Annotated in this window: 22 protein-coding genes; 16 read left to right on the forward strand and 6 right to left on the reverse strand. The window is 71.4% G+C overall.

Annotation, left to right across the window (positions count from 1 at the left end):
* Window positions 1-48: 48 nt before the first annotated feature.
* Window positions 49-738, reverse strand: coding sequence for a cytochrome c biogenesis CcdA family protein (locus tag MEICH_RS0112620; RefSeq protein WP_027892923.1), 690 nt, complete (start codon window positions 736-738; stop codon window positions 49-51).
* Between the two features lie 119 nt (window positions 739-857).
* Between MEICH_RS0112620 and MEICH_RS0112625 the strand changes: the two genes are divergently transcribed.
* The 5 genes from MEICH_RS0112625 to MEICH_RS0112645 all read left to right on the forward strand — a co-directional run bounded on the left by MEICH_RS0112625 (window position 858) and on the right by MEICH_RS0112645 (window position 5,155).
* Window positions 858-1,421 (forward strand): cob(I)yrinic acid a,c-diamide adenosyltransferase, encoded by a 564-nt coding sequence (locus MEICH_RS0112625; protein ID WP_027892924.1) that lies wholly within the window; start codon window positions 858-860, stop codon window positions 1,419-1,421.
* A 51-nt stretch (window positions 1,422-1,472) separates the two neighbouring features.
* On the forward strand, window positions 1,473-2,255 hold the full coding sequence (locus tag MEICH_RS0112630) for a cobalamin-binding protein (RefSeq protein WP_036218546.1): 783 nt from the start codon (window positions 1,473-1,475) through the stop codon (window positions 2,253-2,255).
* On the forward strand, window positions 2,252-2,554 hold the full coding sequence (locus MEICH_RS0112635) for a hypothetical protein (protein WP_027892926.1): 303 nt from the start codon (window positions 2,252-2,254) through the stop codon (window positions 2,552-2,554). The genes MEICH_RS0112630 and MEICH_RS0112635 overlap by 4 nt, the downstream gene beginning before the upstream one ends.
* A gap of 262 nt (window positions 2,555-2,816) precedes the next feature.
* Window positions 2,817-3,800, forward strand: a complete 984-nt coding sequence (locus tag MEICH_RS0112640; protein ID WP_051304141.1) for a GlxA family transcriptional regulator — start codon at window positions 2,817-2,819, stop codon at window positions 3,798-3,800.
* On the forward strand, window positions 3,797-5,155 hold the full coding sequence (locus tag MEICH_RS0112645; protein WP_027892928.1) for a DJ-1/PfpI family protein: 1,359 nt from the start codon (window positions 3,797-3,799) through the stop codon (window positions 5,153-5,155). Before MEICH_RS0112640 ends, MEICH_RS0112645 begins: the two co-directional genes overlap by 4 nt.
* On the opposite strand, the gene MEICH_RS0112650 is transcribed toward MEICH_RS0112645, so the two are convergent.
* The gene (locus MEICH_RS0112650; protein WP_245587647.1) at window positions 5,142-6,908 is read right to left on the reverse strand and encodes a WD40 repeat domain-containing protein; all 1,767 of its coding nucleotides are present in this window, start codon (window positions 6,906-6,908) and stop codon (window positions 5,142-5,144) included. The two genes, MEICH_RS0112645 and MEICH_RS0112650, sit on opposite strands and share 14 nt — an antisense overlap.
* 115 nt (window positions 6,909-7,023) lie before the next feature.
* Between MEICH_RS0112650 and MEICH_RS0112655 the strand changes: the two genes are divergently transcribed.
* A complete protein-coding gene (locus MEICH_RS0112655) occupies window positions 7,024-7,932 on the forward strand; it encodes a biotin--[acetyl-CoA-carboxylase] ligase (RefSeq protein WP_027892930.1) in 909 nt (302 codons plus the stop codon).
* 12 nt (window positions 7,933-7,944) lie between these two features.
* Window positions 7,945-8,538, forward strand: a complete 594-nt coding sequence (locus MEICH_RS0112660; RefSeq protein WP_027892931.1) for a biotin transporter BioY — start codon at window positions 7,945-7,947, stop codon at window positions 8,536-8,538.
* A 165-nt stretch (window positions 8,539-8,703) separates the two neighbouring features.
* Here MEICH_RS0112660 and MEICH_RS24940 read toward each other — a convergent pair whose 3' ends face one another.
* Window positions 8,704-8,949 carry a magnesium transporter gene (locus tag MEICH_RS24940; protein WP_036218548.1) on the reverse strand — a complete coding sequence of 82 codons (246 nt, stop codon included), beginning with the start codon at window positions 8,947-8,949 and terminating at the stop codon, window positions 8,704-8,706.
* Window positions 8,950-8,986: 37 nt separating this feature from the next.
* Between MEICH_RS24940 and MEICH_RS0112670 the strand changes: the two genes are divergently transcribed.
* Both MEICH_RS0112670 and MEICH_RS0112675 read left to right on the forward strand, forming a co-directional pair.
* Window positions 8,987-9,577 carry a cysteine hydrolase family protein gene (locus tag MEICH_RS0112670; RefSeq protein ID WP_027892932.1) on the forward strand — a complete coding sequence of 197 codons (591 nt, stop codon included), beginning with the start codon at window positions 8,987-8,989 and terminating at the stop codon, window positions 9,575-9,577.
* Entirely contained in the window at window positions 9,570-10,193 is a 624-nt protein-coding gene (locus MEICH_RS0112675) for a DNA-3-methyladenine glycosylase family protein (RefSeq protein WP_338025493.1), read from the forward strand. The genes MEICH_RS0112670 and MEICH_RS0112675 overlap by 8 nt, the downstream gene beginning before the upstream one ends.
* Window positions 10,194-10,402: 209 nt before the next feature.
* Here the strand turns inward: MEICH_RS0112675 and MEICH_RS0112680 are convergent, their stop codons facing one another.
* The 3 genes from MEICH_RS0112680 to MEICH_RS0112690 are packed head-to-tail and all read right to left on the reverse strand — an operon-like array spanning window position 10,403 to window position 12,889.
* Complete coding sequence (locus tag MEICH_RS0112680) at window positions 10,403-11,530, reverse strand: PQQ-dependent sugar dehydrogenase (RefSeq protein WP_027892934.1); 1,128 nt, start codon at window positions 11,528-11,530, stop codon at window positions 10,403-10,405.
* 33 nt (window positions 11,531-11,563) lie between these two features.
* Complete coding sequence (locus tag MEICH_RS0112685) at window positions 11,564-12,400, reverse strand: hypothetical protein (RefSeq protein ID WP_027892935.1); 837 nt, start codon at window positions 12,398-12,400, stop codon at window positions 11,564-11,566.
* Window positions 12,401-12,424: 24 nt separating this feature from the next.
* Window positions 12,425-12,889, reverse strand: coding sequence for an Lrp/AsnC family transcriptional regulator (locus MEICH_RS0112690; RefSeq protein ID WP_084542291.1), 465 nt, complete (start codon window positions 12,887-12,889; stop codon window positions 12,425-12,427).
* Window positions 12,890-12,984: 95 nt separating this feature from the next.
* Here MEICH_RS0112690 and MEICH_RS0112695 point away from each other — a divergent pair, with 95 nt between their 5' ends.
* The 7 genes from MEICH_RS0112695 to MEICH_RS0112725 all read left to right on the forward strand — a co-directional run bounded on the left by MEICH_RS0112695 (window position 12,985) and on the right by MEICH_RS0112725 (window position 19,600).
* Window positions 12,985-13,338 carry a cupin domain-containing protein gene (locus MEICH_RS0112695; RefSeq protein WP_084542292.1) on the forward strand — a complete coding sequence of 118 codons (354 nt, stop codon included), beginning with the start codon at window positions 12,985-12,987 and terminating at the stop codon, window positions 13,336-13,338.
* 8 nt (window positions 13,339-13,346) lie between these two features.
* Window positions 13,347-14,231: a drug/metabolite exporter YedA gene (yedA, locus tag MEICH_RS0112700; protein ID WP_051304229.1), complete on the forward strand. Its 885-nt coding sequence runs from the start codon at window positions 13,347-13,349 to the stop codon at window positions 14,229-14,231.
* 30 nt (window positions 14,232-14,261) lie between these two features.
* Window positions 14,262-15,491 carry an MFS transporter gene (locus MEICH_RS0112705; protein ID WP_036218550.1) on the forward strand — a complete coding sequence of 410 codons (1,230 nt, stop codon included), beginning with the start codon at window positions 14,262-14,264 and terminating at the stop codon, window positions 15,489-15,491.
* Between the two features lie 305 nt (window positions 15,492-15,796).
* A complete protein-coding gene (locus MEICH_RS0112710; protein ID WP_027892940.1) occupies window positions 15,797-16,369 on the forward strand; it encodes a hypothetical protein in 573 nt (190 codons plus the stop codon).
* A gap of 12 nt (window positions 16,370-16,381) precedes the next feature.
* Window positions 16,382-17,179: a histidinol-phosphatase HisJ family protein gene (locus MEICH_RS0112715; protein WP_027892941.1), complete on the forward strand. Its 798-nt coding sequence runs from the start codon at window positions 16,382-16,384 to the stop codon at window positions 17,177-17,179.
* A gap of 7 nt (window positions 17,180-17,186) precedes the next feature.
* Window positions 17,187-17,972 carry a DUF4037 domain-containing protein gene (locus tag MEICH_RS0112720; protein WP_027892942.1) on the forward strand — a complete coding sequence of 262 codons (786 nt, stop codon included), beginning with the start codon at window positions 17,187-17,189 and terminating at the stop codon, window positions 17,970-17,972.
* A 41-nt stretch (window positions 17,973-18,013) separates the two neighbouring features.
* Window positions 18,014-19,600, forward strand: a complete 1,587-nt coding sequence (locus MEICH_RS0112725) for a DNA polymerase/3'-5' exonuclease PolX (protein WP_027892943.1) — start codon at window positions 18,014-18,016, stop codon at window positions 19,598-19,600.
* Window positions 19,601-19,646 lie beyond the last annotated feature (46 nt).

Consider the following 19,646-nt stretch of genomic DNA (forward strand, 5'->3'; position numbering starts at 1 on the left):
GCTTAGCCTAAACGAGCCGGAATGATTCGCACAAGGAGCCGGCGCGCGTCACCTGCCCAGGAAGCCGTTCTCGAGGTCCAAGAGCCACTGGGGCGTGATCTTGAGCAGGTAGCTGTTGAGGATGGTGAACTGGTCGGTGACGAGCAGCACGCCGATGAGCACCAGCACCACCCCCGCCGTCACCTCGAAGGCGTGGGAGAGCCGGGCCGCCCGGCGCAGGAAGCCCCGAACCCGGTCGGCGAAGAGCGCGACCAGCAGGAAGGGGATCGCCAGGCCCAGGACGTAGGCCAGCAGGGGGGAGACCCCGCCGCCCGCGGCGGTCAGGGTGTAGATGGCCCCCAGCACCGGGCCGATGCAGGGGGTCCAGCCCAGGCCCAGCACCACGCCCAGCACGAAGGCCCCCCAGGGGGTCTGGGTGTCGCCCTGGTAGCGCAGGCTGACGGCTCGAGTCAGGAAGGCGGGCTTGAGGCCCAGCATGTACAGGCCGAACAGGACCAGCACCACCCCCCCGATCTTGCTCAGCAGGTCGCGGCTGCCCAGGAGCAGGCTGCCCAGCAGGGTGAAGGGCAGGCCCAGCACGACGAAGATCGCGCTGAAGCCCAGCACGAAGAACAGGGCGTTGCGGATCGGGCGGCCCTTGTCGCCCCCCAAGTAGAGCAGGTAGGTGGGCACCAGCGGCAGCACGCAGGGGGAGAGGAAGGACAGCATCCCGGCCAGGAAAGCGATGGGCAGGCTCATACAACTGGATCTACGCTAGGCCATCCCGAGCGGGACGTGTGTACCCTGACTGACCTTGGGCGGGGCAACTGTGCGGCGTGACGGTGGTGGGGCCGTGCGGCTGGGGGTAGATTGGGGCTATGAAGATCTACACCAAGACCGGCGACCGGGGCGAGACCGGGCTCTACGGGGCCGACCGGGTGCCCAAGGACCACCCGCGGGTCGAGGCCTACGGCACGGTGGACGAGGCCAACAGCGCTATCGGCGTGGCGCGGGCCGCGCTGGGCGAGGCCCACCCCGACCTCCAGGCCGACCTCGAGTACCTCCAGAACGCCCTCTTCGACCTCGGCGCCGACCTCGCCACCCGCTTCGGCGGCCCCTACGAGAAGAACCTCGCCCGCATCGACGCCCAGGACGTGGCGAGGCTCGAGGCCCTCATCGACCGTTACCAGGAGGAGGCCCCCAAGTTCACCGGCTTCATCCACCCCGGCGGCCACGCCGCCGCCGCCGCCTTGCACCTCGCCCGCACCGTGGTGCGCCGGGCCGAGCGCCGGGTGGTCGAGCTGATGCACGCCGAGGAGGTCAACGCCGAGGCCGTGCGCTACCTCAACCGCCTCTCCGACCTGCTGTTCACGCTGGCCCGGGTGGTCAACCAGCGCGAGGGCTTCCACGAGGAGAGGTGGCTCGTCAAGAAACGCCGATAGCTGATGGCCTATAGCTAAAAAGCTCCAGCTATCCGCTATCCGCGAGGGCTTATGCGACTCATCAGCCTGACCGCATCCAACACCGAGATCGTCTGGGCGCTGGGCTGCCTGGACCGGCTGGTGGGCGTGGACGACCACTCCGACTTCCCGGCCCAGGTGCGGCAACTGCCGCGCGTGGGCCCCGACCTCCGGGTGGACCTCGACGCCGTGGAGCGCTTGCGGCCCGACCTGGTGCTCGCCAGCCTGAGCGTGCCGGGCATGGAGCGCGTGGTGCAGGGGCTGGCCGAGCGGGGGATCCCCCACGAGGTGCTCGACCCCGAGAGCCTGCAGGACGTGTACGCCGACATCGAGCGGGTGGCGGGGTGGCTCGAGGTGCCCCGCCAGGGGGAGCACGTGGTGCGGGCCATGCGCCGGATGATCGCCCAGGCGCGGGGGAGCCTGCCGCGCTGGGTGCGGCCCCCACGGGTGATGGTGGAGTGGTGGCCGCGCCCGATGATCGCGGCGGGGCGCCGGAGCTGGGTGACGGGGCTGCTCGAGGCGCTGGGGGCCGAGAACGCCTTCGCCCACCTGGACGTGCGCTCCAAGCCCCTGACCCCCCAGGAGGTGGAGGCCGCCGCGCCCGACCTGATCACGGTCTCCTGGTGCGGCGTCCGCAAGCTGCGCCCGGAGGTGGCGCTGAAGCGGGAGCTCGACGTCCCCGCGCTCCGCTACCGGCAGGTGTTCCCCCTCGAGGAAGCCTACCTGGGCCGCCCCGGTCCCCGGCTGGCCGAGGGGGCCAGGCGCCTGGCCGAACTCCTGGCCCGCTCCCCCTACGCCTGGGGGGTGAGCCGGTGAACGCGCTCAAGGTGGTCACGCTGTGGGTGCGCCCGCCCGAGGAGCACGCCCTGCCCGAGGCCAGGGAGACGCTCGAGGCCCTGCTGGCCAAGTTCTACGCCAGCTACCCTGAGTACGAGGGGAGCGTGGTGTTCTCCCAGTCCCCGCGCTGGCCGCGCTACGCCTTCGTCTACACCCACCCCGGCTGCACCGGCCTGCTGCCCGAGGCGGGCCGGTACCTGCAGCGGCTGCTCGAGCACGCCTTCCGGGGCAGCGAGGTGCGGGCGTACGGGCGGCCGTGGCCGCTGGAGCAGGAATAGAAGGGCCGTACGTCGTACGCGATACGCAAGACGCGAGACGCCAAACGCTGAACGTCGAACGTCTATAGGGCCGGGCCTCAAACCCGGCCTCTAACACCAGACCACGGTCCACGGGCCCCCGGCATACCGGCTATCCGGCCATCAGCGACTTCGGCAAGAAGGTCTATCGGCGTAATCCGTCCGGTCTTCGGTCGGATCAGCCCTTGCGGCGGGCAGGCAGGGGCGGGCACCATTGACCCATTAGGACCCCTGGAGACTGCCTATGACCCCCCAACCCTTCCCTCCCGAACCTTCTCGCCGCGTCCTTTTCCTCCTGCTCCCCGAGGTCAACCTGCTCGACCTGGCCGGCCCGGCCCAGGTCTTCGCGGCCGCGGCCTCGCTGGGGGCGAACTACTCGCTCGCCTTCTGCGCCCACCAGCCCGAGATGGTGAGCGCCCAGGGGCTGGCGTTCGCCCGCCTCGAGCCCCTTCCCCCCGTCGGCCCGCGCGACCGGGTGCTGATCCCGGGGATGGAGCTGGCCCGCTATGCCACGGGGGAACTGCGCCTCGAGCCCGCCGTCCGGGAGTGGTTGCGCGGGGCTTACGCCGCCGGGGCCCACCTGGTCTCGGTCTGCACCGGGGCTTTCGTGCTGGGGGAGGCCGGGCTGCTCGACCACCGGCGCTGCACCACGCACTGGTCGGCCATCGAGGCCCTGCGGGCGCGCTACCCGCTGGCCCGCGTCCAGGACGCCGTCCTCTTCACCCACGACGGCCCCGTCACCACCAGCGCCGGGATCGCCGCGGGCATCGACATGGCCCTGTCCGTCGTCGAGCAGGAGCGCGGCCCGCTCTTCGCCGCGCAGGTGGCCCGCCAACTGGTGGTCTACCTGCGCCGCAACGGCACCCACGCCCAGACCAGCGTGTTCCTGCAGTACCGCACCCACCTCCACCCGGGCGTCCACCGCGCGCAGGACTTCCTGTTGGAGAAGCTCGCCGAGCCCGTCTCGCTCGAGCAGGTCGCCGCGGCGGCCCGCATGAGCGTGCGGAGCCTGTCGCGGGCGTTCCGCGAGGCCACCGGGCTGACCCTGACCGCCTACCGGCAGCGGCTGCGCCTCGAGCTCGCTCGCACCCTGCTGCACAACCCCGAGCTCAGCATCGAGGACGTGGCGCTCAAGACCGGCTTCGCCGACGTGCGCCACTTCCGCCGGCTGTGGAGCCGGGAGTTCGGCTTTGCGCCCTCGGCGGCGCGCCAGAGGGGGCAGGCATGAGACGGGTCCTGGCCGCGCTGCTGTACTCCCTGGCCTTTTTGCTCCCGGTCTTGATCGCGGGGGGCCTGGGCTCGTGGGCGTCCATGCGCGCCGCCATGTCCCCCGCGCCCCGCGAGCTCGTGAGCCGGGCCGAGCCCGCCGCCCGCCCGCCCTACGACCCCCGCAAGCCTACGGTGGCCGTCGTGCTGGGCGAGGGCGTGAGCGAGGTCACCGACGTCCTGGGGCCCTACGCGCTGTTCGCGCAGTCGGGTGCTTACAACGTGTACGCGGTGGCCTCGAGCCGGGCCCTGCGCACCCTGACGGGCCACCTCGACGTGCTGCCTCACTTCGCCTTCGCCGAGCTCGAGGCGCTGCTGGGCCGTGCCCCCGACGTGGTGGTGGTGCCGGCCATGCTCGAGGTCGGGTCGCCCGCCAACCGGCCGGTGCTGGAGTGGCTGCGGAAACAGGCCCGCGCCACGCTGCTGTTCTCCTGGTGCACCGGCGCCGAGGTGCTGGCGGCCGCGGGCGTGCTCGACGGGAAAGACGCCACGACCCACTGGGCCGACCTGGGCCGGCTGGCGGCCCGCTACCCGAGGGTGCGCTGGCGGGCCGGGGTGCGTTACGTCGACGCGGGCGCGGTGCTCACCTCCGCCGGGCTGCTGTCGGGCATCGACGCCACCCTCTACCTGCTCGCCAAGCGCCACGGCCCGGCGATGGCCGAGGCCGTGGCCGCGCAGGTCCGCTACCCTGCCCCCGAATTCCTGCGCGACCCCAGGATGGAGCCCTTCGCCTTCCGGCCCCCCGACGGCATCTACCTGCTCAACACCGCCTTCCGGTGGCGCAAGCGCGAGGCCGGGGTGTGGCTGTACGCGGGGGTCGGGGAGCTCGAGCTCGCCGCGATCTTCGACGTGCACGCGGGCTCCTTCACCCACAACCTTCACACCTTCGGCCAGGGCACGGTGCGCTCGAGGCACGGCCTCTACCTCGTGCCGCGCTACACGCCCGCCGGCCTGCCCCCCGTGGGGCGCGTGCTCGTCCCCGGCGCGGCCAGCGACCTCGACCCGGAAGCCAGGGGCCAGTTGGCCGCCCGACAGCCCGGCGCGGGGATCACCTACCTCCACGCCGCCCCCGCCTTCGCCTTCGACCCCGCCTTGCAGGACCTCGCCCGGCAGGAGAACTTGCCCACGGCCCTGTTCGCGGCCAAGCGGCTGGAGTACCGGCGGCGGCTCGAGCTCTCCGGCCCGGGCTGGCCGCTCGGCCTGCTGGCGCTTCCCCTGCTGCTAGGCGTGACCGGAGCGGGGTGCGCCCTTGTTTTGCGCCGGAGGCTGGGCCGGCGCGTCGGGAAGCGCCCCCTGCCGGGCGCTACCTCGCCCTGAACACGCTCAGCGTCCCCCCGCGCTCCAGCGTCCCGCTGCCCACCACCAGCCCCGAGGAGGGCCAGGCCAGGCCGTAGACCGGGCGCACGAAGCCGGCGAGGGTCTGCTCGAGGGTGCCGCTCGCGGCCTTCCAGACCCTCACGGTTTTGTCCCAGCCGCTGCTGGCGAGCTCGCCGCCGGGGCTCCAGGCCAGGGCCTGCACCGCGCTGGTGTGGCCCTCGAGGGTGCGCAGGGGCTTCCCGCTCCGGGCGTCCCACAGCCGCACCGTGCCGTCGAAGCCGCCCGTGGCGAGGACGGTGCCTTTGGGGTCGAGCGCCAGGCTGTAGAGCGCGCCCTGTTCGGTGAGCACCCGCCGCAGAGGCCGCCCCTGCACGTCCCACCAGACCAGGGTCTGGTCGGCGCTGGCGCTGACGAAGCCCTCCCCCGCCCAGGCCAGCCCGGTGACGTCGTACTCGTGGCCGCGCCAGTCGTGCAAAAGCTTACCGCTGCGCCACTCCCACAGCTTGATCACCTCGTCGCGCCCGCCGCTCGCCAGCCCTTTGCCCGCCGGGTGCCAGGCCAGGGCAGAAACCCCGTCCCCGTGGCGCCCGAGGGTCTGGAGCAGCCTGCCGCCGGCGACTTCCCAGACGCGGACGGTGCCGTCGGCGCTGCCGCTGGCGAGGTGGCGGCTGTCGGGGGAGAAGGCCAGCACGCTGACCTCGAGCTCGTGCCCCCGCAGCTTGTGGAGCACGCGGCCCTGGCGGTCCCACAGCCACACCTCCTTGTCCCGGCCGCCGCTCGCCACGAAGCGCCCGTCCGGGCTGTGGGCCAGCGCGCCCACCGAGGCGGCGACGGGCTCGAGGGCCCGCACCAGCTTCCCCTCCGGGCTCCACAGCCGCACCCGGCCGTCGTCGTGGCCGCTGACCACCCCGCCCGCGCGGTCCCAGGCCAGGCACAGCACCGAGGCGCTCGTCCAGCCCCGCACGGGGCGGCCCCTCTCGTCCCACACGGCGATCTTCCCGTCCTGGCCGCCGCTGAGGAGCCGGTCGCCCGCGGGGTTCCAGGCGAGTGCGGTGACCACCTGGCCGTGGGCCGGGATCTGGCCCAGGGGCTGCCCCTGGGGGCTCCACAGCCGGATCACGCCCTCGCGGTCGCCGGTCGCCAGCAGCCCTTTGCGGCCCCAGTCGAGCGCGTGCACCCCCTGCGGCCCCAGCAGGGGCAGCGGGCGCCCGGTCTGCCGGTGCCACAGCTCGACGCCCTCGAGCCCCCCGCTGGCGAAGTACTCGTCCCCCGGCGCGAAGGCCAGGCCGTAGACCCAGCCCCGGGCCCCCGGGTAGGTGCGCAGGGTCTGGCCCTCGAGGCCCCACAGCCGCACCTCCCCGTCGGAGGCGGCGCTCAGCACGCTGCGCCCGTCGCGGCTGAAGCGCAACCCCCAGACCTCGCCCGAGTGGCCCCGGTAGGTGCGCAGTGCCGGGCCGGGCTGCGGGCCCCACAGCCGCACGGTGTTGTCGGCGGCCCCGCTGGCCAGGAGGGTCCCGTCGGGGCTGTAGCTCAGCGCCCGCACGGTGTCGAGGTGGCCGCTCAGCAGGCCCCGGGGCTGCCCCTCGAGGCTGAAAAGCTGCACGTAGGCGTCGGCGGCGACGGCCAGGGTTCGGCCGTCCGGGCTCAGCGCGAGCGCTCCGGGGGGGCTACGGTGGCCCTGCCAGGTCCCCGCCGGCAGGAGCGGGGCCGCCCAGGCCAGCCCCAACAGGGGGAGCCAGAACAGTCGGTGCACCGCTCCAGCTTAGCGCCCGGGGGGGAGGGGGCGGGGGTCCACTAACGGGTGAGGATTGAGGTCAGCTAAAGGGTGGAGCGCGCGTCTGCCGACCCTGGAACGGTAGCATAGGGGCGTGCATCACCGGTTGTTGAACCTGCTCAGCGAACAGTTCCAGCCCAGCCGGATTCTAGGCGAACAACTCGGCGTCGACCGCGACCAGGCCCGCTACCTGGTGCAGCGCCTGGTCCACGAGGGCTACCCGGTCGAGGTTTCCAAGGCGCTGGGGGTGCGGGTAGCGCCGGGGACCCCGCTGCCCCACCTCCTGGCCCCCCGCCTGCGCGGCAGCTTCGGTCAGCCCTACCGCTACCTGGGCCACACCACCAGCACCCAGGACGAGCTGCGGCGGTGGGCCGAGGAGGGGGCCCCCGAGGGCGCGGTGGTCCTGGCCGAGCGCCAGACCGCGGGCCGGGGACGGATGGGCCGCCCCTGGGTGAGCACGCCCGGGGCCTCCCTGACCTTCTCGCTGCTGCTGCGCCCCCGGGTCCCCGTCGCCCTGCTGCCGCTGGCGGTGGGGGTGGCCTTGCGCGAGGCGGTGGGCCTGGGCGGGCTCAAGTGGCCTAACGACCTGCTGGCCCCCGACGGGCGCAAGCTGGCCGGGATCCTGGTCGAGGCCAAGGCGGGGAACCCCGTGCCCGGCGTGGTGATCCTGGGGATCGGGCTCAACGTCCTGCCGCCCGTGCCCCCCGCAGGGGCGGCGCTGAGCGAGTTCGCGCCGGTCAACCGGGCCGAGTTGCTGGCGAGCATCCTCGAGGAGCTGGAAAACCAATATGAAAACCTCTCCAAGCCCGAGCGCGTCCTGGAGGACTGGAAAAAGTACAGCGTCACCCTGGGGAAGGAGGTGAGCATCCGCACCCCGCGCGGGGAGATGCAGGGCCGGGCGCTGGACCTAGCCGAGGACGGGGCCTTGGTGGTAGAGTCTCAGGGCGGAACTGAACGGATCGCCGCTGGCGACGTATCCCTCATCGGTAGATTAGGAGGCTGAGCGATGAATCCAATGAACCCGACCCAGACCCTGCCCTATACCCCCCTGGTCAAGACCCTGCTCCCCACCCGCAGCGCCCTGCGCGACCTGCTGCTGGTGCTAGGCGGCAGCTTCTTCGTGGCGCTGTGCGCCCAGGCCTCGATCCCCACCCAGCCCGTGCCCATCACCCTCCAGACCCTGGGCGTGCTGCTGGTGGGCGCCGCCCTGGGCAGCCGCCTGGGCTTCTTAGCCCTGGTGGCGTACCTGCTCGAGGGCCTGGCGCTCCCGGTGTTCGCGGGCGGCAAGACCTGGGCCGCCACGTCCTTCACCGCCGGCTACTTAGTCGCCTTCCCGTTGGCCGCCTTCCTGGTGGGCTACCTGGTCGAGCGCTTCGGCACCGACCGCAGCCCCTGGAAGACCCTCGTCGCCATGCTGCTGGCGAACCTGGTGATCTACGCGCTGGGCGTGCCCTGGCTGGGCTACATGCTGGCCGGGATCGGCAAGTACGCCGGCGTCGAGGCCGTGCTCCAGGCCGGGATGATCCCCTTCCTGGCCGGCGACCTGGTCAAGGCGGTCATCGCCGCGGCGCTGCTCCCGACGGCCTGGAGGCTCATTGGCCGCAGGTAACTGGGCCGAACGTCGAACGCCCAACGCCGGGCGCGAAAACGTGTCAATGGCCGAGGGTCAACGGTCCCCTCACCCCAGCCCCTCTCCCAGCAGGAGAGGGGTTTTCTCTTCGCTGGAAGGCTTTCTGGCTCGCGAAGATACCGCGCGCGGTGCCAAACCAGGGCCTCAGTCTCGAGGCCCCTGGCCTTCCTCCGGCTCGTCCTCGAGCGGCTCGGCGCCGCGGCCCTGGGCCAGCCGCCGCAGGAACAGGGGCATCAGCACTTTGTACAGCAACGCGGCCAGCAGGCCGAAGGGCAGGCTCAGCGCCAGGGCCACCCATAGCCCCAGGGCCTTGGCCTGGAACCCGGCGACCAGCAACGCCACGGTTGCGCCCAGCATCAGCGCTTCGCGCCACGAAACCTTGAAGTCCATGTCACGCTCCCAATCTAGAATAGGGGTGGAGAGAGCCATGGTTGAAATTCCGGAAATCCCCCGTCACCCCCAGGTCAGCCTACCGGCCCGGCAAACCGCCCTCATCATCGTGGACATGCAGAACGACTTCGTGGAGCCCGAGGGCACGCTCTTCGTCCCCGACGCGCCCAAGACCCTACCGGCTATCGCCGGGCTGCTCGAGCGCGCCCGCGAGGCCGGGGTGCGGGTGGTCTACACCCAGGACTGGCACCCCGAGGACGACCCCGAGTTCAACATCTGGCCCCGCCACGTGGTGCACAACACCTGGGGCGCCGAGATCGTGGACGCGCTCAAGCCCCGCCCCGACGAGACCGTCATCCGCAAGGCCCGCTACGACGGCTTCTACGGCACCCAGCTCGAGCACCTGCTGCACCTGTGGGGCATCCGGCACGTGGTGATCGTGGGCACGGTGGCCAACATCTGCGTGCTGCACACGGCGGGCAGCGCGGCGCTGCGCTGGTACGACGTGGTGCTGCCCGAGGACGGCACCAGCGCCCTCACCCCCTTCGACCTCGAGTCGGCCCTGCGCCAGGTGACGTTTTTGTACCAGGGCAAGGTAACCACCTGCGCCGGGGTGCAGTTTGTCTAGGCCCCAGCGGCAGAAGGCGGCGGCCGCGAACGGCGCGGTCGAGTTCGCCGACCCGCTGATGGCCGAGCTCCAGCGGCGCTTCGGCCCCGCCCCCTTCCGTCCCCACGCCGCCGAGGTGCGGCCCGCCTACCCCACGCTGGTGAGCTCCATCGTGGGGCAGCAGCTCTCCGGCAAGGCGGCCGAGACCATCTGGAAGCGGCTCGAGCAGCGCTTCGCCGTCGAGCCCGCCGTGTTGGCCGCCGCCGACCCCGACGACCTGCGCGCCCTGGGGCTCTCCCGGGCCAAGGTGAGCTTCGTCCACGACCTCTCGCGCTTCGCCTTGGGGGGCGGCCTCGACGACCTCGAGCACCAGTCCGACGAGGAGATCATCGCCCACCTCACCCAGGTCAAGGGCATCGGGGTCTGGACGGTGCAGATGTTCTTGATGTTCGGCCTGCGCCGCCCCGACGTGTGGCCCGTCCTCGACCTCGGGGTGCGCAGGGGCCTCGAGCGGGTCTACGGGGTGAGTACCAAGGCCGAGCTCGAGGCCCTCGGCGAGCGTTTCCGCCCCTTCCGTTCCCACGCTGCTTGGTACATGTGGCGGGTGGTGGAGAATGCTGGGGCGGGTGGTTTGTAGCTGATAGCTGAACGCCTAACGCCGATAGCCCATAGCCGATGGCTAAACGCAAAACGCCAAACGCAAGACGCAAGACGCAAAACGCAAGACGCCTTGTCACCCCCCTTAGCAAGGGGGGCTGGGGAGGGGTGCCTTTCCACCACGAGCCACACGCCACCAGCCTTTCGCTCTTCGCCGACGGCTGACGGCTGACCGCTTCCGGCTCCCAACTACCGCGTACCGAACACGACCAGCATGCCGTTGCGGTCGTCGGTGACGTAGAGCCTGCCGTCGGGGCCGGCCTTGACGTCTACCGGGGCTCCCAGTTTGCCGCCGGGCAGTACCCAGGACTTGATCAGGTCGGCGGGGTTGCCGTTGGGGACGCCTTTGGCGTCTACGGGGAAGGCCACCAGGCGGTGGCCGTACTTGCGGTAGCCGTGGTAGCCCACCACCAGCCAGCCCCGATAGGGCTGGGGGCCGCCGGTCCAGTAGGTCATGCCCAGCGGGGCGGCGTGGGCGGGGAGCAGCACGGCGGGCTTGCGGGTGTTGGCGCAGGGGTAGTCGGGGAACTCGGGGGCGTTGCGGGCGTTCTCGTAGCAGTAGGGCCAGCCGTAGTTGGCGCCGGCCTCGAGCACGTTTAGCTCGTCCTTGGGGTGTTCCTCGTCGTCGAGCTTGGGGTCGGCGGCGCTGATGGCGTCGCGGGAGTTCTCCCCCTGGAGCACGGTGCCCGAGGGGTGTACGGCCAGGGCCATGGAGTTGCGCAGGCCACTCGCCAGCACGCCCCAGCCGCTGACCTTCCCGCTGTCCCAGTCGAAGGTGTAGCGCCGCACCAGCCCGTTGGTCTGGGCTTCGCGGCAGGCGGCCTTGCCCTGGTCCTGCTGGCAGTTGTCGCTGGCGCTGCCGACGTTGACCAAAAGGCGCCGGTTGGCGTCGAAGACCATTTGGGTGAGGGGGTGGCGGCCGTTGCCGGGGAGGTTGGTGATGACGTACTCCTTGGCGGGCTTGCCCAGGCTGAAGCGGAAGATCCGGCCGGCCTCGCCCACGTAGACCTTGCCGTCGGGGCCTAAGGTGATGCCGTTGGGGCGGTCGAGCTGGGTGAACAGGCGCTGGGGGGCGTAGCCTTTGGCCCTGGCGAGCAGGGTCACGGCGCCGCGGTTGGGGCCCCAGCCGCCCATCTCGACCACCAGGACGTCGCCGTTGGCCAGGGGAAGCACGCCCCTGGGGAAGTTGAGGCCGCTGCGAACGACCCCGGCGCAGAAGCCGGCGGGGGTGGCGACCTCGAGCTCGCGGAAACCCAGGCAGTTTTGGGCCAGGGCGGGGGCTAAGGTCAGGGCCAACAGCGCGAGAATTCGCTTCACGCCTCCCACCCTAAGCCACGAGACCCGCCAGGCTCAACCCTGGGCCAGGCGGCGGCCGGCCTCGAGCACCCGCACCCCGTGCCGGACGGCCTGCCGCGCCGCGTCGGAGTCGGCGTAGCCCGAGCGGTAGAAGTCCCAGGCGCACAGGTAGAAGCCCGCGTAGTCGGCGGCCAACCCGGCCTGCCCCGCGGCCTCGAGCCGCCCGATCAGGTGGGTGCGGTTGTGGCCCCAGGCTTCCTCGAAGCTGTAGCCCAGCAGCGAGAGCGCCCGCGAGGCGGTGGGCCCGACCCGCCAGGTGAGCTGGCGCAGGCAGTGGAAGAGGTACTTGCCGGGCATGTCCATGAAGTTGAGGGGGAAGGCCCGGAGGTCTTCGGGTTTGGCGCGCTCGAGCAGGCCCCAGCGGTCGGCCTCCCGCACGGCCTCGCGGTCGGTGAGCGGGTGAACCTCGGCGTAGGGCTTGCCCAGGAGGGTCTGCACGACGGGGGCGGGGGAGGGGGAGAAGGTGGGGCTCTCCAGGAAGCGGTTGATGACCTGGATCTGGGGGCGGGGCAGGTGCAGGGGCTGGGGGGCGCGACGGAAGAAGCGGCGCTCGAGGTCGGCCTGCACCGCCAGGGCCCGCTCGAGGTCGTCGAGCAGGTCGGGGTCGTGCAGGAGGAGCTGCACGTCGAGGTCGGAGAGCTCGGGCACGTAGTCGAGGGGGCTGTCCCAGGGCTTGAGGGCCGAGCCCTTGGCGTAGATGCCCACGAAGGCCCCCTCCCCGAGCTGGCCCAGCAGGGCTTCCACCACCGACTCCAGCATCATGCTGACCTCGAGCCGGAGCCGGGTCTTGGAGGGGTAGGCCTGGTCCCAGAGGGGCGGTCTCAGGGGCATAGACCGCCCATCCTAGCAGGGTTTCTACTCGGGCTCAACGGGGATCAGGGGCCGGTTCTCGAACTGGGTGGAGAGCACCACAGTCGAGGTGGTGCGCGAGACGCCGGGCACCCGCTTGATGCGGTAGAGCAGCCGCTCGAGGTCCTCGGGGGTGGCGGTGCGGGCCTTGAGCAGCACGTCGATGTCGCCGGCGGCGCTGTGGCACTCCTCGACCTCGGGGAAGTCGCCGAAGGTGGGGGCCACGTCGGCGCAGGTGGCGTCGTTCTGCAGCCGCACCGCGATGTAGGCGGTCACCTGCAGCCCGATGGCCTTGGGGTTGACCTGAATCCGGTACGCCTCGATGACCCCTTTGCGCTCGAGCTTCTTCACCCGCTCGTGCACGGCAGCGGCCGAAAGCCCCACCCGTGCGCCGATTTCCGCGTAGGAGAGGCGGCTCTCCTTCTGCAGCTCGAGCACGATGGCCCGGTCGATCGCGTCTAGCTGAACCATGTTCGGCATTCTACCACGCACCCGAATGAGATATAGACGAAATGGTATTCGGTTTTATATCATTGGGTTATTCGTGGTGTTGCCCGGAGGTGATTATGGCCCTACCGCTCAATGACCGAACCGCATTCGATATCACAACCCTTCTGGCCCGGCGGGAGCGAGCGGGGAAGCCCTACCTCGAGTTCCTCCGGGTCCCCGCGCTGAGCGGCGGGCTGTACGTGCTGGGGGCCGGCAGCGCCGGCCCCCAGCAGCCCCACGCCGAGGACGAGGTGTACGTGGTGATGGCCGGGAAGGGCAAGATCCGGGTGGGGGAGGACGTGTACCCGGTGCAGGCCGGGAGCGTGGTGTTCGTGGAGGCCCTGGTGGAGCACAAATTCTTCGACGTCGAGGAGCGGTTGGAGATCCTGGTGTTTTTCGCCCCGGCCGAGCACAGCCGGAAGGGAGCTTGAGCATGCAGATGCAAAAGGTTCTGCCCCGTGCCGCCGGCGACGGCTGGATGGTCCTCGTCGCCCTGCTGGCGCTGTACCTGATCTGGGGCTCGACCTACCTCGCCATCGTCTACATGGTCGAGACCATGCCTGCGCTGCTGGCGACGGGGGTCCGCTTCCTGGTGGCCGGCGGGGGGATGTTCCTCGTGCTGCGGTTGCGCGGCGCCCCCGCCCCAACCCGCGCCGAGTGGTGGGGCGCGGCCCGCGTGGGCACGCTGCTGATGGGCGGGGGCATGGGGATGGTAGCGCTGGGCGAGTCGCTGGGGGTGGCCTCGGGGCTGGCGGCCACCATCATCGCCACCATGCCGCTGTGGCTGGCCCTGTTCGGCCGGCTGTGGGGCGAGAAGACCCGCCGCCTCGAGTGGCTGGGCATGGCGCTGGGCTTCGCCGGGGTGGCGCTGCTGATGCTCGAAGGCAACCTGCGCTCCAACCTCGTCGGCACCCTCCTGATCTTCCTGGCCCCGGTCTGCTGGGCCTTCGGCTCGGCCTGGAGCCGCCACATGACCCTGCCCAAGGGCATGATGGGCAGCGCCGCCGAGATGCTGGTGGGGGGCGGGGTGCTGGTGGTCATGGGCACGCTCCTGGGCGAGCGCTTCACCCAGGTGCCCAGCCCCGGGTCCCTCGCTGCCTGGGCCTACCTGGTGGTCTTCGGCTCGGTGGTGGGCTACAGCGCCTACATGTTCCTGCTCTCGAGGGTGCGCCCCGCGCTGGCGGGGAGCTACGCCTACGTCAACCCGGTGGTGGCGGTGCTGCTGGGGGTGGCCCTGGTGGCCGAGCCCATCACCGTGGTCACCCTGCTGGCCCTGCCGGTGATCCTGCTGGGGGTGGGGCTGGTAGCCCTGGCCCGGCGTTAGGCTATACCCTTAGCCATTCGCGGAGGACTCGTGAGCGACAGGCGCATCTTCTACGGCTGGGTCGTGGTGGCGGTGGCGGTGCTGGCGACGCTGGTCGCCGCCGGGATTCGCTCGGTGCCGGGGGCCTTGCTGGTCCCGGTGGAGCAGGACCTGGGCTGGAGCAAGACCACCATCTCGGTGGCGGTGTCCATCGGCTTAGTGCTCTTCGGGCTGGGTGGCCCCTTCAGCGGCTACCTCATGGACCGCTACGGCCCGCGCCGCATCACCCTCTTCGGCCTGCTGCTGATGAGCCTGAGCATGGCGGGCAGCGCCCTCATGACCCAGGTCTGGCAGCTCAACCTGATCTGGGGCGTGGTGAGCGGGGTGGGCACCGGCATCGTGGGGAGCGTGCTGGGCGCGACGGTCGCCAACCGCTGGTTCATCCGGCAGCGGGGATTGGTCATGGGGATTTTCGGCGGGGCCACCTCGGCGGGGCAGCTCATCTTCATCCCCGCGCTGGTGGCCTGGGCCACGGGGCTGGGCTGGCGCGAGGCCAGTTGGGTCATGGTGGGGGTGGCGCTGGCGGTGATGGTGCCCATCTTCCTGCTGATGAGGGACAGCCCTGCCGAGATCGGGGAGCGGCCCTTGGGGGCCGCAGCGGGAAGTGCCCCCGCTAAGATCACCGCCGACGCCGGGGTGATGGGCCGGGCGGTGCGCTCGAGCACCTTCTGGCTGCTGGCGGGCACCTTCTTCATCTGCGGCGCGACCTCCAACGGCCTCATCGGCGTCCACTTCATCCCCTACGCCGTGGACTGCGGCATCTCGCAGGGCGTGGCCTCGGGGATGCTGGCCCTGCTGGGCGCGATGAACTTCGTGGGCACCATCGCCTCGGGCTGGCTCACCGACCGCTACGACCCCCGCAAGCTGCTGTGCGTGTACTACGTGTTCCGCGGCTTCTCGCTGCTGCTGCTGCCCTACGCGGTGACCCCTGAGACCATGGTCCCCTTCGCCATCCTCTTCGGCCTCGACTACATCGCCACCGTCCCCCCCACCGTGGCCCTGGTGGCCGACAACTTCGGGCGCCAGAACGTCGGCACGGTTTACGGCTGGGTCTTCGCCGCCCACCAGCTCGGCGCGGCCTTCGCCTCCTGGGCCGGGGGCAGCGTGCGCGACGCGCTGGGCGAGTACAACCTGGCCTTCTTTGCCGCAGGAGCCGTAGCGATCATGGGCGGAATGCTGTCGCTGGGCATCCGGCGGGCGTTGCGGCCGGTGGTGGCTTGAGGGGGTGTCGGTAGCCGAACGCCGATAGCTGATAGCCGAACGCCAGACGCCGAACGCCAGACGCCGAACGCCAGACGCCTTTTCTTTACCCCCCTTAGCAAGGGGGGCTGGGGGGATACCCCCTCCCCGCACGCGGGGAGGGAAGGGGTGGGGTGAACCACGAGCCACGGGCCACGAGCCACGGGCCACGAGCTGACGGCTGACCGCTGACGGCTGAAGGCTTACCGCCGTCTACCACAAGCCACACGCCACGCTACGAGCCACAAGCCTCCCGTCTCCTGCCTCTACGGCCTATAATCGGGCCGATGATTTTCCCCCTGAACAAAGCCCCTGCCGCTGGTGAAGTGGCCGATCTCCAGAAGCTCCAGGCCGCTGGGCTGCCGGTGGTGGCTACTGTGGTGTTGCAGGGCCTCGAGACCGAGTTCTACCAGCTCGCCAACCTGGCCGAGCAGATCCGCAACGCCTTCGCCGGGGTCTTCGGGGCGCGGCTCGACGAGGAGCGGCTCGAGGCCGCCTGTGCCCAGGCCGAGCGGCTGGTGCGGGAGAGCTACCTGCTGCCCGAGCGGGCCGAGGAGGTGCGGCGGGTGCTGCCGGAGGGCCGCTTGCTGGTGCGCTACGCGGGCGAGGCGCCCTTCGCCCTCGAGCCCTCCTCCCAGGAGGCGCTATGGGCGCTCAAGCGGCTGTGGGCCTCGAGGTGGCAGGTGGACAGCGTGCTCGAGCGCGCCCCCACCCTGGCCCCGCCCGAGGTGGCGAGCCTGGTCCAGGCCGCTGGGGGCGACCTGCTGCCCGACGAAGCCCTGGCCCAGCGCGCTTCGGCGGTGCTGGGCCGCGGCGTGCAGGTCTGGGCCTCGAGCGGCCAGGTCGCGCGGCTCGCCTGAGAAGGGGGAACCGTGTTCGACTCGCACATGCACACCCCCCTCTGCCGCCACGCGGTGGGGCACCCCCTCGAGTACGTCGAGGCCGCGCGGAAGGCGGGCCTGCAGGGCGTGGTCTTCACCGACCATAGCCCCATGCCCCCCTGGTTCGACCCCGAGGTGCGCATGAGCCTCGAGCAATTGCCCCTCTACCACGCCACGCTCGAGCGCGCCCGGGAGCAGGCCGGGGACTTCTACGTGGGGATCGGGCTCGAGGCCGACTACCACCCCGGCACCGAGGGCTTCGTGCGGCGGATGGTGGCGGGCTACGCCTACGACTACGTGATCGGCTCGGTGCACTACCTCGGGGCCTGGCCCTTCGACAACCCGGCCTTCGCCGCCGACTTCGACGAGCGCGACCTGCGCGAGCTGTACCGCGAGTACTTCGGGCTGGTGGTGCGGGCGGCCCGCTCGGGGCTCTACCACGCCATCGGCCACCTCGACCTGCCCAAGAAGTTCGGCCACGTCCCGCCGGAGGGCTACCTCGACCTGGCGGAGGAGGCCCTGCGGGCCATCGCCGGGGAAGGGCTGGCCCTGGACGTCAACACGGCGGGCTGGCGCAAGCCGGTGGGGGAGGTGTACCCCGCGCCCGCGCTGCTGGAGCGGGCCCGTGAACTGGGCATCCCTGTGGTGCTGGGCTCCGACGCCCACGCGCCCGGGGAAGTGGGCCACCGCTTCGCCGACGCGGCCGCGGCGCTGCGCTCGGCGGGCTACCGCGAGGCGCTGGTCTACCGGGAAGGACGAGGACGGCCCTACGCGCTCGAGGTACGATGACGCCCTCGTGACCGCCCCCTCCGCACTCCTCCCCCGCCTCACCGAGGCCTTCGCCGAAATCCCCGAGGTCGAGGCCCTGCTGCTCGCCGGCTCCCAGGCCGCCGCTACGGGCGACGCCCTCTCCGACTACGACTTCTACGTCTACGGGGAGTGTCCGGTGCCCCTCGAGGCCCGCCGGGCCCTCTTCCGCCGCTTCGACGCGCGCATGGAGCTCGACAACCGCTACTGGGAGACCGAGGACGACGGCGTGGTGGAGGGGGTCGCCCTCGAGGTGATCTACCGCCCCTGGGCCTTCATCGAGGAGCAGCTCGAGCGCACCCTCGCCCGCTGCGAGGGCTGGGTCGGCTACAGCACCTGTTTCTGGCACAACTACCTCACCTCGCGGGTCTTGTTCGACCGCACCGGACGGGCCGCCCGCCTGCAGGAGCGCTGCCGGGTGCCCTACCCCCCTGCCCTCAAGGCCAGCATCCTCGAGAAGAACCTCCCCCTGCTGGGCGGCTCCGTCACCGACTACCCCGGCCAGGTCGCCAAGGCCATCGAGCGCCGGGACTGGGTGAGCCTCAACCACCGCGTAGCAGCCTTCCTGGCGAGCTACTTCGACGTGCTCTTCGCCCTCAACGAGCTGCCCCACCCCGGGGAGAAGAAGCTGGTGCGCCTGGCCCAGGAACGCTGCCCGAAGCTCCCGCCCCACTTCGCCCAGGACGTCGAGGCCCTCACCGCGCCCGGCTACCGCGCCGAGGAGATCCCACAGCGCCTGGAGCGCATGGCGCGCGAACTCCGGGCCCTGGCCTAGCGCTTTTGGCTCCCCGGCGCGGCTCCCGTTAGGCTAAGGCCATGAACCGCAAAGAGCTGGCCGGGATGCTCGAGTACGCCGCCGACCTGATGGAGGTGCTGGGGGAGGGGGAGTTCCGGGCCCAGGTGTACCGCCGGGCCGCCCGCAACATCGAGAAGCTCGAGGCCGACCTCCAGACCCTGGCCGCGCAGGGCTTCCGAGGGGTCCCGGGCGTGGGCCCCTCGCTCGCGCCCATGCTCGCCGAGATCGTGCACAGCGGCGAGTTCGCCTACATGGCCGAGCTCGAGGCGCAGGTGCCCCCCGGCGTGCTGGAGTTCTTCCGGGTGCAGGGGCTGGGCCCCAAGCGCATCCGGGCGCTGTGGGAGCACGGCGTGGACTCGCTCGAGGAGCTCATCCGCCACGGCGAGGCCGGGCGGCTGCGGGGCATCCCCGGCTTCGGGGCCAAGACCGAGGCCAACCTGGTCCAGGCGGCGCGCTTCGCGCTCGAGGGCCTGCGCCGCGTGCTCTACGGCGAGGGGGTCGAAGCCGTCGAGCTGCTGCTGGCCGACTTCGCGAACGCCGGCCTCCGGGCCGAGGTGGCCGGGAGCTTCCGGCGGGGCCTCGAGACGCTGGGCAACCTCGACTTCGTGGCCCTGGCCGAGCCCGAGGCCGTGCAGCACGCCCTGGGGCGCTACCTCGAGCGCCTCGAGGGCACCGTCTGGCACGGGCACCTGGGGGGCCTGCCCCTCAAGGTGTTCTGCGCGACCCCCCAGAACTACGGCACCGTGCTGGTGCGGGCCACGGGCTCACTGGCCTTCCTCGAGTCGCTGGGCGCCCTGCCGGAGGCCCCCACCGAGGCCGAGGTCTTCGAGCGCCTGGGACGCCGGCCGGTCTCGCCCTACTGGCGCGAGCCCGAACACCTGGGCCTGGAGGAGCCCGTCCAGCCCCTGCGCCGGGAGGACCTGCTGGGCCTCATCCACTGCCACTCCACCTACTCCGACGGCACCGCCAGCCTGCGGGCCATGGCCGAGGCCGCCATCGCCGAGGGCTACGGCTACATGGTCATCTCCGACCACTCCCAGTCGGCGCCCTACGCGGGGGGCTTGGGGCCGGAGCGGGTGCTCGAGCAGTGGGCCGAGGTCGAGCGCCTCAACGCCGAGCTCGCCCCCTTCCGCATCCTCAAGGGCATCGAGTCCGACATCCTCCCCGACGGCTCCCTCGACTACCCCGACGAGATCCTTGCCGGCTTCGACGTGGTGATCGGCAGCCTGCACTCCGGGCTCAAGCTGCCCCGCGAGGCCCAGACCGAGCGCCTGCTGAAGGCGCTGGACAACCCCTACCTCACGGTCCTGGGCCACCCCACCGGGCGCCTGCTGCTGCGCCGCCAGGGCGCCGACGCCGACTGGGAGCGGGTGCTCGAGCGCGCCGCCGAGCGGGGCGTGACCGTCGAGATCAACTGCAACTACTACCGCTGCGACCTCGACTGGCGCCTCGCCCTGAAGTGGCGCGACCGGCTGCGCTTCTCCCTGGGGACCGACGCGCACAGCGTGGAAGGGATTCAGACCATCTCCTACGGCCTGGTCCTGGGGCGTAAAGCCGGCCTGGGCACCGCGCACGTGATTAATTGCCGGCCCGAGGGCCAGCGTTAAGCGAACTTAACCCAAAATTTCGACCCCCTGGTAAGGGGTAGGCTGT

It is taken from the genome of Calidithermus chliarophilus DSM 9957, from assembly GCF_000430045.1.
Taxonomy (GTDB): Bacteria; Deinococcota; Deinococci; order Deinococcales; family Thermaceae; genus Calidithermus; species Calidithermus chliarophilus.

Excerpts from the sequence above, each read along its gene's own strand:
- MEICH_RS0112620 (WP_027892923.1), bottom strand. The coding sequence starts at position 738 with ATGAGCCTGCCCATCGCTTTCCTGGCCGGGATGCTGTCCTTCCTCTCC.
- MEICH_RS0112625 (WP_027892924.1), top strand. The coding sequence starts at position 858 with ATGAAGATCTACACCAAGACCGGCGACCGGGGCGAGACCGGGCTCTAC.
- MEICH_RS0112660 (WP_027892931.1), top strand. The coding sequence starts at position 7,945 with ATGAACCCGACCCAGACCCTGCCCTATACCCCCCTGGTCAAGACCCTG.
- MEICH_RS0112640 (WP_051304141.1), top strand. The coding sequence starts at position 2,817 with ATGACCCCCCAACCCTTCCCTCCCGAACCTTCTCGCCGCGTCCTTTTC.
- MEICH_RS0112670 (WP_027892932.1), top strand. The coding sequence starts at position 8,987 with ATGGTTGAAATTCCGGAAATCCCCCGTCACCCCCAGGTCAGCCTACCG.
- MEICH_RS0112690 (WP_084542291.1), bottom strand. The coding sequence starts at position 12,889 with ATGGTTCAGCTAGACGCGATCGACCGGGCCATCGTGCTCGAGCTGCAG.
- MEICH_RS0112695 (WP_084542292.1), top strand. The coding sequence starts at position 12,985 with ATGGCCCTACCGCTCAATGACCGAACCGCATTCGATATCACAACCCTT.
- MEICH_RS0112645 (WP_027892928.1), top strand. The coding sequence starts at position 3,797 with ATGAGACGGGTCCTGGCCGCGCTGCTGTACTCCCTGGCCTTTTTGCTC.
- MEICH_RS0112725 (WP_027892943.1), top strand. The coding sequence starts at position 18,014 with ATGAACCGCAAAGAGCTGGCCGGGATGCTCGAGTACGCCGCCGACCTG.
- MEICH_RS0112630 (WP_036218546.1), top strand. The coding sequence starts at position 1,473 with ATGCGACTCATCAGCCTGACCGCATCCAACACCGAGATCGTCTGGGCG.
- MEICH_RS0112710 (WP_027892940.1), top strand. The coding sequence starts at position 15,797 with ATGATTTTCCCCCTGAACAAAGCCCCTGCCGCTGGTGAAGTGGCCGAT.
- MEICH_RS0112685 (WP_027892935.1), bottom strand. The coding sequence starts at position 12,400 with ATGCCCCTGAGACCGCCCCTCTGGGACCAGGCCTACCCCTCCAAGACC.
- MEICH_RS24940 (WP_036218548.1), bottom strand. The coding sequence starts at position 8,949 with ATGGACTTCAAGGTTTCGTGGCGCGAAGCGCTGATGCTGGGCGCAACC.
- yedA (WP_051304229.1), top strand. The coding sequence starts at position 13,347 with ATGCAAAAGGTTCTGCCCCGTGCCGCCGGCGACGGCTGGATGGTCCTC.